This is a genomic window from Ectothiorhodospira sp. PHS-1 (assembly GCF_000225005.1).
Taxonomy (GTDB): Bacteria; Pseudomonadota; Gammaproteobacteria; order Ectothiorhodospirales; family Ectothiorhodospiraceae; genus Ectothiorhodospira.
Window position 1 is genome coordinate 77424 of sequence record NZ_AGBG01000007.1, and the last position, 13097, is coordinate 90520.

At 63.8% G+C, this 13097-nt stretch carries 12 protein-coding genes and 1 tRNA gene; 4 read left to right on the plus strand and 9 right to left on the minus strand.

Going from position 1 to position 13097, the window contains the following annotated elements; translation table 11 throughout:
• Window position 1: 1 nt before the first annotated feature.
• The 8 genes from fliG to ECTPHS_RS04700 all read right to left on the minus strand — a co-directional run bounded on the left by fliG (window position 2) and on the right by ECTPHS_RS04700 (window position 9624).
• Window positions 2-1015, minus strand: coding sequence for a flagellar motor switch protein FliG (gene fliG / locus ECTPHS_RS04665; protein ID WP_371200067.1), 1014 nt, complete (start codon window positions 1013-1015; stop codon window positions 2-4).
• Window positions 999-2660: a flagellar basal-body MS-ring/collar protein FliF gene (gene fliF / locus ECTPHS_RS04670; RefSeq protein WP_008931539.1), complete on the minus strand. Its 1662-nt coding sequence runs from the start codon at window positions 2658-2660 to the stop codon at window positions 999-1001. The genes fliG and fliF overlap by 17 nt, the downstream gene beginning before the upstream one ends.
• A gap of 19 nt (window positions 2661-2679) precedes the next feature.
• The gene (fliE, locus tag ECTPHS_RS04675; protein ID WP_008931540.1) at window positions 2680-3003 is read right to left on the minus strand and encodes a flagellar hook-basal body complex protein FliE; all 324 of its coding nucleotides are present in this window, start codon (window positions 3001-3003) and stop codon (window positions 2680-2682) included.
• A 47-nt stretch (window positions 3004-3050) separates the two neighbouring features.
• Window positions 3051-4079: a sigma-54-dependent Fis family transcriptional regulator gene (locus ECTPHS_RS04680; RefSeq protein ID WP_141565257.1), complete on the minus strand. Its 1029-nt coding sequence runs from the start codon at window positions 4077-4079 to the stop codon at window positions 3051-3053.
• 154 nt (window positions 4080-4233) lie between these two features.
• On the minus strand, window positions 4234-5655 hold the full coding sequence (locus tag ECTPHS_RS04685; protein ID WP_008931542.1) for a sigma-54 dependent transcriptional regulator: 1422 nt from the start codon (window positions 5653-5655) through the stop codon (window positions 4234-4236).
• A 146-nt stretch (window positions 5656-5801) separates the two neighbouring features.
• Window positions 5802-6374: a PilZ domain-containing protein gene (locus tag ECTPHS_RS04690; RefSeq protein ID WP_008931543.1), complete on the minus strand. Its 573-nt coding sequence runs from the start codon at window positions 6372-6374 to the stop codon at window positions 5802-5804.
• Between the two features lie 63 nt (window positions 6375-6437).
• A complete protein-coding gene (locus ECTPHS_RS04695; RefSeq protein ID WP_008931544.1) occupies window positions 6438-7931 on the minus strand; it encodes a YdiU family protein in 1494 nt (497 codons plus the stop codon).
• 166 nt (window positions 7932-8097) lie between these two features.
• A complete protein-coding gene (locus tag ECTPHS_RS04700; protein WP_008931545.1) occupies window positions 8098-9624 on the minus strand; it encodes a penicillin-binding protein activator in 1527 nt (508 codons plus the stop codon).
• A gap of 460 nt (window positions 9625-10084) precedes the next feature.
• Here ECTPHS_RS04700 and ECTPHS_RS13910 point away from each other — a divergent pair, with 460 nt between their 5' ends.
• Window positions 10085-10735: an LPP20 family lipoprotein gene (locus ECTPHS_RS13910; RefSeq protein WP_008931546.1), complete on the plus strand. Its 651-nt coding sequence runs from the start codon at window positions 10085-10087 to the stop codon at window positions 10733-10735.
• Between the two features lie 14 nt (window positions 10736-10749).
• A complete protein-coding gene (locus tag ECTPHS_RS04710; protein WP_008931547.1) occupies window positions 10750-11637 on the plus strand; it encodes a flagella assembly protein FlgT middle domain-containing protein in 888 nt (295 codons plus the stop codon).
• Here ECTPHS_RS04710 and ECTPHS_RS04715 read toward each other — a convergent pair.
• Window positions 11638-11723, minus strand: a tRNA-Leu gene (locus ECTPHS_RS04715).
• Between the two features lie 109 nt (window positions 11724-11832).
• Between ECTPHS_RS04715 and ECTPHS_RS15095 the strand changes: the two genes are divergently transcribed.
• Both ECTPHS_RS15095 and ECTPHS_RS04720 read left to right on the plus strand, forming a co-directional pair.
• Window positions 11833-12024, plus strand: a complete 192-nt coding sequence (locus ECTPHS_RS15095) for a hypothetical protein (protein ID WP_008931548.1) — start codon at window positions 11833-11835, stop codon at window positions 12022-12024.
• Between the two features lie 8 nt (window positions 12025-12032).
• Window positions 12033-13085, plus strand: coding sequence for an MFS transporter (locus ECTPHS_RS04720; protein WP_008931549.1), 1053 nt, complete (start codon window positions 12033-12035; stop codon window positions 13083-13085).
• Window positions 13086-13097 lie beyond the last annotated feature (12 nt).

A 13097-nucleotide genomic window follows, 5' to 3' on the forward strand; every position in this document is an offset into this window, starting at 1 on the left:
ACTAGACCATCTGCTCGGCGCCCTTGTTGCCGAGCACGATCTCGCCGGACTCGGCCATGCGCCGGGCGATGCTCAGGATTTCCTTCTGCGCGACCTCCACCTCGCTCAGACGCACCGGCCCCTTCGCCTCCAGGTCGTCCTGCAGCATCTCGGCGGCGCGCTTGGACATGTTCCGGAGGATCTTGTCCCTGACCGCGTCGTCGGCACCCTTGAGGGCCAGAACCAGAGTATCGGTGGACACCTCCCGCAACAGGGACTGGATACCGCGATCGTCCACATCCACCAGGTTGGCGAACACGAACATGAGATCCTGGATCTTCTGTCCCAGGCCCTCGTCCAGATCCCGGACCTTGTCCATGATCATGCCTTCCTTGGCGGAGTCCATGAAATTGAGGATGTTGGCGGCACTCTTCACGCCGCCCACCGACGAGGACTTGACGTTCAGGTTGCCGGCAAACTGACATTCCAGGATCTCGTCCAGCTCCATCAGTGCCGCCGGCTGCACCCCATCCAGGGTGGCAATGCGCATCAGGATGTCCGGCTGGGTACGATCCGGCAGGAAGGACAGCACGGCGGCGGCATGGTCCGGATCCAGATAGGACAGGACGATGGCGATGATCTGCGGATGTTCCAGCCGGATGACCTCGGCCACGGCGCGGGGGTCCATCCACTTCAGGGATTCAAGCCCCTTGGAGTTGCGTCCCAACAGGATCCGGTCGATCACCCCGTCCGCCTTGTCCTTGCCCAGGGCGGAGGTGAGCACGCTGCGGATGTACTCGTCCGACCCCATGCCCAGCGCGGTCTGCTCCTCCACCACGGCGATGAAGTCATCCAGCACCTCGCCCACCTCCTTCTTGGAGACATTGGACAAGGAGGCCATGGCAGTTCCGATCCGCTGTACCTCCTTGGGACCCATGTGCTTGAGGATCTGGGCGGCCGATTCCTCGCCCAGGCTCATCAGGAAAACCGCGGCCCGATCGGGCCCCGACAGATTACTTTTAGGATCCATCTTCAGCCACCCAGTTCTTCACCACTTGAGCCACCAGTTTGGGATCTTCCTTGATCAGTTCGCGCACCCGCTGCAGATTTTCTTCATAGCTTGCCGGCTTCTTGCCCGGCAGGGCCTGAGGTTCACCGGCGCCCTCGTGGGTCAGGCTGAGTTGATCTTCTCCCAGTCCTTCACCTTCCAGGCGCTTGCGCTCCTCCGCTTCTTCTTTCGTTTCCGGCGCCCCCTTGGCGGCCAGTCCCTTGAGCATGGGACGGACCACCAGGAGGATCAGCAACAGGGCTACCAGCGCCACCAGTGCCATTCTTGCCAGATCCTGAGCCCAGGGCTCCTGCCAGATCACCGGCGCGGGGAAGGGATCAGGCTCGGCCACGGCGCGGAACGGGGCGTTCATGACATTGACACTGTCGCCGCGACGGGCATCAAAACCCACCGCCTCGCGCACCAGGTTCTCGATGCGCTGCAGTTCTTCCTGGGGGATGGGCTCGCGCACCATCTCCCCATCCTCATTCAACTGATCACGGAAATCCAGTACCACCGCCACCGACAGGCGACGCACGGTACCGGGCGCCTCGCGGACGTGGCTGATGGTGCGATCCACCTCGTAATTACGGGTCATGCGGCGGCTGCTGGAGCCGGGCATGGCGGCGGCATCAGGCCCCAGCACACCCTCCCCTTCGGCATCGAGCACGCCACCCGCGGGCGGCTGATTGGTCAGGGCACCGGGGATACCCATCATGCCCAGACTGCCGCGGGATTCCTCCTCCGCAAGTTGCTCGCTGCGCAGGGCCGTGAGTTCGGGGTCATAGTTCTCGATCGTGCGTTCGATACGGGAAAAGTCCAGGTCGGCGGACACCTGGGCGCGCACCCCTTCGGGTCCGACAATGGGCGAGACGATGTCCATGATGCGTCGGACATAGCTCTCTTCCATGCGGCGGGTGAATTCCAGGTTACGGGTGGAGAGGTTCATGCCCTCATCCTCGTCCCTGGGGGTCAGCAACTGACCTCGCTGATCCACCACGGTCACCCGCTCCGGCTCCAGATCGGGAATGCTGGACGAAACCAGATGGACAATGCCGGCCACCTGACGTTCCGTCAGCGTCCTGCCGGGGTGGAGATTGACCAGCACCGAGGCACTGGGCTTGGTGCGGTCACGCACGAACACGGTCTCCCGGGGCATGGCCAGATGCACCCGAGCCGTCTCCACGCTGGCCAGGGTCGATACCGAACGGGCCAGTTCTCCTTCCAGGGCACGGTGATAACGGGCCGTTTCCACCAGACGACTGGTACCGATCCCCTGATCCTGCTCCATCAGCTCAAAGCCGAATCCCCCCGTGCGCGGCAATCCTTCCGTCGCCATCTGCAGGCGGGCTTCATGTACCCGTCCCGCGGGCACCGTCAGAGCGCCGGTCACGGGGTCGATCCGGTAGTTGATGCCCTGACGCCCCAATGCCTCCATCACCTGAGCCGACTCCCGTTCTCCCAACCCGGGGAAAAGCACGGCATAGGATGGCCGGGTGACCCACAGGAACAGACTCGCCACCAGGGCGACCACCGCCGCCACCCCGACCAGCAAGCCGACCTGGCTCTGCCGGGGCAGACTGGTGAAACCCTGCATCTGCTGATTGAACGTCGTGGTCAGTGAAGTGGCCATGATGCTTCCTTAAAAGGACCTACACCTGCATGTTCATGATGTCCTGATAGGCGGACACCAGACGATTGCGCACCTGCATGGTGGCCTCGAAGGAGATGCTGGCCTTTTGCGTGGCGATCATCACCTGGGCCAGATCCACGTCAGGGTCCCCCATCTCGAACCGGGTGGCCAGCTGATTGCCCTTCTGCTGGGCACTGTTCACCTTGTCCATGGATTGCTTCAGCGCCGCGGCAAAATTGGGCTGCGCCGGGGGCGGCACCGCAGCCTTGGGGCCTTCCAGACCGGCACTGGCCGCCAGCACGCGCATCTGCTGAAGCACTTGGTTGATCTGCATGTCACTCATCTCGATACCCTCCCGGCCCGCATCGGCGGACCAAGCATCAATGCATGTCAATAGGGAATGGTCACGCCGGCATCGCGCAGTCTGGCCAGCTTGTAGCGCAGGGTGCGCGGGCTGATGCCCAGACGGGCGGCGGCGTCCTTGCGGCTGCCCTCTTCCACCCTGAGAGCATCCAGAATCAGTTGTTCTTCCCGGGACCTCAGCCTGTCACCCAGGCGCTGGGTGGCGGCGGACGTCGGCTCCGAGACAGGGGCATGGACAGAAGCATGGGGCATGACGGCATCGACCTTCCCCATGGCCTCGAACTGGATGGAGACGGCATCCAGTTCCTCTCCGTCGCGCAGGATCATGGCCCGCTGGATGACGTTGTCCAGCTCGCGCACGTTGCCCGGCCAGGTGTGATCCATCAGCCGTGCCGCGGCGGCGGTGGTGAGATTGGCCTGGTCGATGGCGCGGCCGTGGATATAGATCAGTCGTCGGGCCAGGGGCAGGATGTCGCCGGGACGCTCCCGGAGCGGGGGAATGACCAGGGGGAAGACATTGAGCCGGTAGAACAGGTCCTCGCGGAACTTGCCCTCCGCCACCGCCTGCATGAGATTGCGGTTGGACGTGGCCAGCACCCGGACATCCATCTGCATGGGACGCCGTCCGCCGAGCCTCTCCACCTCCCGCTCCTGCAGCACACGCAGCAGTTTTGCCTGCAGGGAGAGATCCATCTCGGAGATCTCGTCCAGCAGCAGGGTCCCCCCTTCCGCCAGCTCGAACTTGCCGGGACGGGATTCATAGGCCCCCGTGAATGCCCCCCGCTCATGGCCGAAGAGCATGGCTTCCAGCATGTTTTCGGGAATGGCTGCGCAGTTGACCGCCACGAAGGGACCGTCGGCGCGGGGAGAGTGGGCATGAATGAATCTGGCATAGACTTCCTTGCCCACCCCCGACTCGCCGTTGAGCATCACGGTCGCTTCCGAGGCGGCAACACGACGCGCAAGCTCCGCCAGTTCCCGGCTCCGCGGGTCCTCCGCGACCAGCTCGAAGGCCCCGCCGGAAGGGTCCATTGTCAGAAGTGTTGCCTGGGTCATCTCACCTGCTCCGAAATGTGGTCCGGTTGTCGGCCCTCCCGGCGGTGACGTAACACCGGCGATGGAGTGGCCTGCAACCTTCCATAAGCAGGTAACGTGCCAGAAAATAAAAATAATTAAAAACAGATATTTAAAAACAAAAAACAGAACTGCGTCAGGATTCCGTCGTCATATCATCCCGCTGGACGCCGTATTTCCGCATCTTTTCCACCAGCGTGGTCCGGTGCATGCCCAGTAACTTGGCGGCATGGGCCACCACCCCGTCGGAGCGATCAAGGGCCTGCCGGATCAGGTGGGTCTCCAGATCGCTGATGTACTCCTTGAGATCCAGCCCGGACTCGGGCAACCCGGCCTCCAGGGTGACGGGCGCATCGACCTCGGCCGCACTGATGGTCTGCAGATCCTGTTCACTCAGACCGGCCCTGAATTTGCCGGGCAGGTCATCAGGCGACACGGTTTCTCCCGGAAACATGATGGAGAGACGTTCCACCAGGTTGGCCAGCTCACGAACGTTGCCGGGCCAGTCATAACGGGACAGTACCCGCAGGGCGGCGGGAGAAAACCGCACCCCGGAGCGTCCCTCGGCCTCCATCCGGGTCACCAGCTCATCGATCAGCAAGGGCAGGTCCCTGAGCCGATCCCGCAGCGGCGGTACCTCGATGGGGAATACATTGAGTCGATAATACAGATCTTCCCGGAAGGTGCCTTCCTGGATCGCCACCTCCAGATCCCGATGGGTCGCGGCAATGATGCGTGCATCGGTGGTCAGCGTCCTGGTGCTGCCCACACGCTCGAAAGTACGTTCCTGCAGTACCCGCAGGATCTTCACCTGCATGGGCAGCGGCATGTCACCGATCTCGTCCAGGAACAGGGTGCCGCCCTGGGCCAGCTCGAAGCGACCGGGACGGGCGGTGATGGCGCCGGTGAAGGCCCCCTTTTCATGACCGAACAGCTCGCTTTCCAGCAATTCTCCGGGAATGGCGCCACAGTTCACCGCCACGAAGGGCTTGCCGCCACGGGACGAGCACTGGTGAACATTGCGGGCCACCACCTCCTTGCCGGTCCCGGTCTCACCCAGAATCAGCACATTGGCATCGGTCATCGCCACCTGCTGGATCAGCTCACGGATACGCTGCATGGTCCGGTGATACCCCACCAGGGAATGGTAGAGCGCCTGATGCCGGACCTTGTCCGGCGAGACTCCGTTGACCACCAGATGACGCGCCGTCTGCAGACTGCCCGACAAGGCAGGATAACGCAGGGGGAAGTCCAGGCGACCCAGCACCCGGGGATGCATCGCATCCGGCAGGGATGAGAATTCCTCGGCGGCACCCGCCAGGATCAGTGGGGGCAATCCATCAAGCGCCGACAGGGGTTCCACCAGCTCGGCCCCATGCGCCACGGCGCAACCGCTGACCAGGATCGCCAGCCAGTCCCTCCGGGTCTGCTCCCGCAGATGAGCGCCGCACTCCCGTGGCGACATCACCCGTGGACGACAGCCCAGAAAGTCCAGGATGGTTTCCATGCGTTCGGCGCGCCGGGCATCCCCCGCCACCACCAGGACGACATCGGGCAACTGTGGAGGCTGTCCGTCCGCGTCTTCGGTTGTCGATAATGGGTCTTGAAGTGTCATAAATATACGCCCTGGACCGTTCCATGGGTCTGAAACAATAACCGCTTTTTGAAAAGGCTCAGTTGACCTGCGCCGCCGTCCCGACCCGTTCAGTTCGGGGTTTCATCACGCCTGGACCGGCTCTGGGCGATGCTGCGTCGATGGCGCCGGAACACCATTTTCTGAATGCCGTCTTCGAGTGCCGGACTCATTCCCTGGAACAGCACGCTCAGATCATAGCCCGATTCCGCGGCCTCGCACGAGGTCACCCGGGCATACAGCGTCAGCGGCCGGGGAAACTGGGGGCACAGATAAAAGCTCAGGCACAGGGCCTGCCCGGGCGGCAGGGACTCCGGCTGGACCCAGCCCAGGCCTTCGGCGGAAATCCGCAAAGGAACCGGCGGCGGAATCCGCGCATGGGCATGCAACAGCAGACTCACCATTTCCACCAGCAGGTTGACCTTCGACTCGATTCTGAGCAGTTCCTGGGTCACCTCACCGGCGTCATCGATCCGTCGCGGCTGAACATCATCCATGCCTGCGCAGACCCGGAGCAGGCTTTCATTGGCCTCATTGATCCGGGCCAGCTCTTCAGCCGGAGGAATCCCGTCCACCGGTTCCATCGCCAGGGGGAGTCGATCCCTGATCACCAGCACATCCTTGAAGGGATCGTCTGTCGTCATGATCTCATTTCAGCATAACCGCAAAGTGACAGGCAAAACCCGGATATCCCGGATCCGCCCCGATCAAGTACCGCAGAAAGTCTGGTACACCCGCTCCGCCGGGTCCGGAGGCCGGGCATAGGCCTGGTCGTCCTCCGCCAGTGCCCAGGGATTGCGCACCACCTTGAGCAACCGCCGAAAAGGCCCGAAATCCCCCGCCTCCACGGCCGCCGCAATCACCTGTTCCACCCGATGATTGCGGGGAATACAGGCCGGGTTGATCCGTCGCATGCGCGCGGCCCGCGCCCCGGGAGACATCGCTCCCTCCCGGCGCAGGCGTGACCGCCACTGCCGCGCCCAGGCATCGAAGGCCTCGGGCTGCGTGAACAGGCGACGAACCGGCTCATCCTGCCCCTCGTCCTCGGCCGCATCACACAGATGACGAAAACACAGGGTGAAATCCGCCTGGCCCTGCTGCATGGCCTGCAGCAACCCCTGAATCAGGGCAATGTCCCCCTTATCGGCCGTGCTCAGCCCCAGCTTGAGGCCCATCACGTCAATCCAGTGACGCGCAAACCGTTCGGAGAAGGAATTTACCAGATCCGTGGCCGATTCCAGCGCCTGATTTTCGTCGGAGCCGATCAACGGCAGCAATGTCTCGGCCAATCGGGCCAGATTCCACTGGGCCATGGCCGGCTGATTGGCATAGGCATAACGCCCCCGGCTATCGATGGCACTGAAGACCTGATCCGGATGATAGACGTCCATGAAGGCGCAAGGACCGAAATCGATGGTCTGTCCGGACACGGCCATGTTGTCCGTGTTCATCACCCCGTGGATAAACCCCACCCCCATCCACAGGGCCACCAGCCTTGCCTGGGCTTCCACAATGGCCTCCAGCAAGGCCAGAACGGGCTGGTCCGCCTCACGGGTCCAGGGGTAATGACGATCCGCGACATGGTCCGCCAGTTGCCCCAGCGCCGCCCGATCGCCACGCATGGCGAAATACTGAAATGTCCCCACCCGCACATGACTGGCCGCCACCCGGGTCAGCACAGCCCCCGGCAGGACCGTTTCCCGCAGCACCGGTTCTCCGGTGGAGACGGCGGCCAGGGCCCGGGTCGAAGGGATGCCCAGGGCATGCATGGCCTCGCTGACCAGATACTCACGCAACACCGGACCGAGGGCGGCACGGCCATCGCCTCCCCGGGAAAACGGGGTACGGCCCGATCCCTTGAGCTGGATATCCCGACGCTGCCCCCGCACATCCACCACTTCCCCCAGCAGGATGGCCCGCCCATCCCCCAGCCGGGGCACGAAATGCCCGAACTGATGGCCGGCATAGGCCATGGCCAGGGGCTCCGAGCCGGGCAGTATGCGGTTACCCGCAAACACCTGGCCCCATTCTTCCGGGCTCATAGCCTGAGGATCAATGCCCAGTTCCCGACACAGGTCGTGGTTGAGTTCGATCAGGGAGGGATCAGGCACCGGATCCGGATCAAGCCGGACATGAAAGGTGTCCGGCAGGCGGGCATAGGTGTTGGAAAACGGGATCGGATCAGGTACCGGGATGGTCACGGAGTTCAAGCTCCTTCAATCAGCGGGCCGGTTCAATGGGAGAAGCGCGCCCTGCCGGCATCCTCTCCACCACAGCATCCGACCACGGCACGGCGCCGGGGTTCGCTCCGTCGCGACCTCACCCAAAACCAACCACGGCGTCATTCCGACTACTTACACGGGATCCTCACTGCCGCCAGCCCGAAATCACCCGGGGGCTACCATCCACAAACCGGGCCCACTCCGGCGTCCGGTGTACCCGCCCCTGATCATCCACGGTCAGGGTGCCCGTCAGACCATGGAGACGCTCCCCGCCTCCCTGTTGCAAAGTGCCCAGCCGCATCCCCAGCCGATAGGCATCATAGCCAAAGGCCCCCATGCGCGGCCATCGCTGCAGGGAGGCATCCAGCGATGTCTCCAGGCCGGCCCGGGGACCGGTCTGGCCAAGCAACCAGGGCATGTCGGCCACCAGCACACCCTCCATATCCCGGTCCACACCCGGATCCATACGCCCGGAGAAGACGTGGGAGGTGGCAAACACCGGCAGATCACCCGCCTGATGGAAACGCAACTGGGGCACGATCAGCCGGGCATGACGGGGTTCGCCGGAGATGAACACCATGTCCACATCCCGACGCCCGCGCCCTTGTCCATCCGCCATCACACCGGCACGGATCACATCGCCAAAGTCCGTGGCCTGATGGGGAAAGGTCTGCACTGATCGCACTTCCCCGCCCAGGGCTTCAAACCGGGCACGAAAGGCGACCTGCAGCCGCTCGCCCAGATCCGTGCGCGGCACCATCACCACCGCCCGTCGGTGCCCCTGGGCAAAGGCCCGCTGGGCCGCTTCGACCGCTTCATCCTCGGGATTGAGGCCGAAACGGAAAAAATGCGCCGGATACTGCCTGCGTCCTTCCCCATGATTCAGGGCCAGCACCGGCACTGGCAACGCGCCGGGACGAGCAGCCAGCCGGTCCACGGCCTCCCGGGACAAGGGGCCGATGACCAGATCCGCCCCCTCGCGCACGGCTTCCTCGTAATGACGCAGCACATCGCCGGCATCCTCACCCATATCGTGGACACGCAACACGACGGACGAGGCGACGCCGGCGTCCTCGTGGGCCGCCTCAATCCCCTGCAGGATGCCGCGGGCGACACTGCCGTAACGCCCGGTCAGGGGCAGGATGACCGCGATCCGGCGCGGCGGCGAGCCGCTGCCCGCCATGCCCGTCCGCTGTGAAATCGATGTTCCCGCATCGGTGACCGTGCCAGGCAGGGAGCCGGTCGAAGACGGCGCGACCGGCCGCGTGGGCACCAAGGCCACCCGCACGGCAGAGGGCGGCTCGATCCCCCGTGAGCGCAACGCCTCATCCAGACGATTCACCGTATCCGGGCTGGATGCCCGGCTTCTCAGGGCCCGTAATTCAGCGGTATCCAGCCCTTGCAGCCAGTGCATCAGTTGCTGCCGTGCCCATGCCTGCGAAGCGGCATCCTCCGCCAGGGCATGGGCACGATTCCAGGTGGTGACCGCATCCAGATGACGTCCCAGCGCCGCCTCGGCCTGGGCACGGATGGCCAAGGACTGCAGCGCCAGGGTCGTGGACAGCCGATGGGATTCCAGCGGCAGATGACGCAATGCCTGCAGGGGATCCTGCTGCTCCAGTGCCGTCCTGGCCGCCTGGAGCCGGTCATCATCACCGGCCAGCGCGGGCATGAACGCCGTCACAAGCAACAGGCAAAGACCGAGGAGCAAACCATGCAACCCTGGCCGATGGGTGCATCGCCCCGACACAACGCCACTGCGCATCATGACCTGACCCTTCGATGATCAAATTTCCATGGTGAATCCATGAGCGGATATCCCCCTGTGTCGGCTTCCCCCTCATTTTCTTGACCCGGCCATGGATGTTCCGACCCCGTCATTCCCGCGAACGCGGGAATGACGGCTGATAAATACGGGAGTGACGCCGGGGAATAACGGCCGGAGACAGGATCGGAATATTCCTAAAGAGTTCCATGCCCCCGGCCGATACCTTCAATGAAGGGGAGATTCATCGGATATCCCACGAAGTGCCCGGGTATAGGCTGAGGCATGGCCGCGGCGAGGTCATGTCGGCAGATCGATGGGACACTGCAGGAATAACTAAGGCTGGTTCCATCTCAAGGAGATAAAAATGAAAAAGATGAGTCTGCTGTTGCTCGTGCTCATACTCTCGTTCGTCACTTCCGCCTGCGCCCAGCACTACGCGCATCCTCCCGTCGTCTACCATGGACACTATGAAGACCGGGTCATTCGGGTCAGCGGCTACGGCGCCGTGACGCCCAGCGTCCATCAGACCCAGGCACAACTCAAGCTCAATGCCATGCGCGCCAGCCGCCTGGATGCCTATCGCAATCTGGCCGAAAGTGTCTACGGCATCAACCTGGAAGGCAGTTCCACCGTCAGGGACATGGCGGCACGCCACGACCAGATCCGCACCTATGTCAATGCCAAGGTCACCGGTGCCCGGGTGGTGGATGTCATCCTGGCCGATGACGACATCTACGAGACTGTCCTGGAGCTCACCGTCGGTCGCCAGTTCTACAGCTGCGTCACTCAGCCGCAAACCTGCATGGTGCCGGTGGGCGCGCCGGTCAGAAGCCCGGCTTATGTGGCTCCGGCGGCACCTTATCACCCTGCCGTCGTACCCAACCAGTGCGGTGCCTGGGGCTGCGCCCCCGTCCGCCGGGCCGCCCCGCAGCCTCACTGGCAACACTGCGCCGGTCCCTACTGTAATTACGGACCCGGCAGTTACAATGCACCTTACCACTACTATCCCCGCTGACCGGGAGGTTCGCCATGAAGGTGCTCTTGCTGCTGGCCCTGCTCTGTCTGCCCGGTGCAGTGCTGGCTGACGTGATCTTTGCCGAGGGCGTGGCGTCCTCGGCCGGAAGATCGATCACCGAAGCCCGGCGGGATGCCCTGGAAGACGCCCTATGGAACGCCTCTGCCCAGCTGGGCATCACGGTGAGGGGACGATCCCAGGTGGGTGAGGCCGCGGTGATCCAGGACGATACCCGCCTGGACACTGCGGCCCGCATTTCACGGTATGACATTGTCGGGGAATGGCAGGAAGGGGACATCTACCATGTCCGCATCCGGGTGGACGCCGCACAGGCCCTGTGCGGTGACCCGGATGCCCGGATGGGCGCCGTCCACTTCCCACTTCTGCAACCCCATCAGCAGCTCACCAGCAGTCTCAACGGCATCGAACCCGGAGTGCCCAATGAAATTCTTCACCGCCTTTCCATCCGTACGGGAACACCGCCACGGCGAGCGGAACATCGTCGGCTGCTGGAACCCCTGAACGGACTCCCCAATCCCCACGCACCGGAGATCCGCGAACGGGCACGACGCCTGTCCCAGGAGATGGAGGTCAACTACCTGCTGGCCGGGGTGATCATCGACATCGGCTATGAAAACGTCGGCCTCATCCGCAACACCTACCTTCGTCGCAGCGAAGTGGAGATCTACGTGTTTGCCGGTGACACCGGAGAACTGCTCCTGCAGCGCCGAGCGGCCCGTGAAGCCAAGGGCGACGTACTCTACCCCACGCCGGTGGCCTTCGGCAGCCGGCGTTTTTATGAATCACGCTACGGAGAAGCCTTCGACTGGGTGCTGGACCGGCTCAGTCAGGAAATCAGCGGCCTACTGGCCTGCCCACCGGGAGATCGGGCTTTCGATTGATGGTGCCCGGAGCCGGACTCGAACCGGCACGGCTTAAAGCCGAGGGATTTTAAGTCCCTTGCGTCTACCAATTTCGCCATCCGGGCAGGACAGGGCGAGCGTGCGAGGTACCGGATTATACCCGAAACAGGCACTGGAAGAATGTGCCCGACACGCTAAGATTCGGGATTGACCTCTTTCACATCGACGCCGCCCGTGTTTCCGACCCTCACATCCGTTTCCACCCTGCTCCTGGGCATGGGCATCCTGCTCTGCGGCTCCGGCATGCTGGGCACCCTGCTGGGCCTGAGCGCCGCCCAGGAAGGCCTGTCGAGCTGGCTGATCGGCCTGGTCATGTCCGGTTTCTTCATGGGCTTCATCATCGGTTCTTTCCCTGCCCCCGCCTGATCCGACGGGTGGGACACATCCGCGCCTTCGCCGCCCTGGCCGCCGTGTCGGCCATCGCCGCCCTGCTCCATGGCCTGATCTTCGATCCCTGGGTGTGGTGGGTGTTGCGCATCGTCAACGGCATCTCGGTGGTGGGGCTTTACATGGTCATCGAAAGCTGGCTCAACGAACGGGCACGACAGAACCGGGGCCAGATCTTCGCCTTCTACATGACGGTCTGCCTGGTGATGCTGGGCGTGGGACAGTTCCTGGTACTGATCTACGGACCGGGGCATCTGGCCAGCTATGCCCTGGTGGCCATTCTGTTCTCCCTGGGGCTGATCCCCATTGCCCTGACGCCGGCCTTGCAACCCACGCCCATCAAGGCCCAGGCCCTGCCGCTGAAGACCCTCTATGGCAGGACGCCGGTGGGCGTGGTCGGAGCGCTGGTGGCGGGGATCGCCTCGGGCGGGTTCTGGGGGTTCGGCGCCATCTATGCCCAGCAGTCCGGCATCGAACCCCTGGGGGTGGCCGCCTTCGTCAGCGCCGTGATCCTGGGCGGCGCCCTGCTGCAATGGCCCATCGGCTTTTTCTCCGACCATCGGGACCGGCGCTGGGTGCTGGTCTTTGCCTGTGCCGGCGCGGCCCTGGCGGCCCTGGCCATCTTCATGACCGTGGATCAGTCACTGCTGGTGCTACTGGTGGCGGCCCTGTTCTACGGTGGGTTTGCCTTCAGCCTCTACGCCCTGGCGGTGGCCCATACCCATGACCGACTGGATGTCACCCAGGTGCTGGAAGGCACCCAGGGACTGCTGTTGCTCAACGGCATCGGCGCCACCCTGGGGCCGTTGCTGGCCGGGATTGCGGTGAGTGTTGCATCCATCAGCGTGCTGCCCCTGCTGTTCGGGAGCATCATCCTGCTGCTGTCCCTGTTCGCGCTATGGCGAATCCTGCGGGAACCCCCGGTCGCCCCCGAGGAGAAGGCCGGCTTCGTGCCGGTCACCCGCACCTCGGCGGTGGCGGCCGAACTGGACCCGCGTACCGAACTGCAACCGGAGCTGGACCTGCAACACAAGCCGTAGGAACCCAGCTCC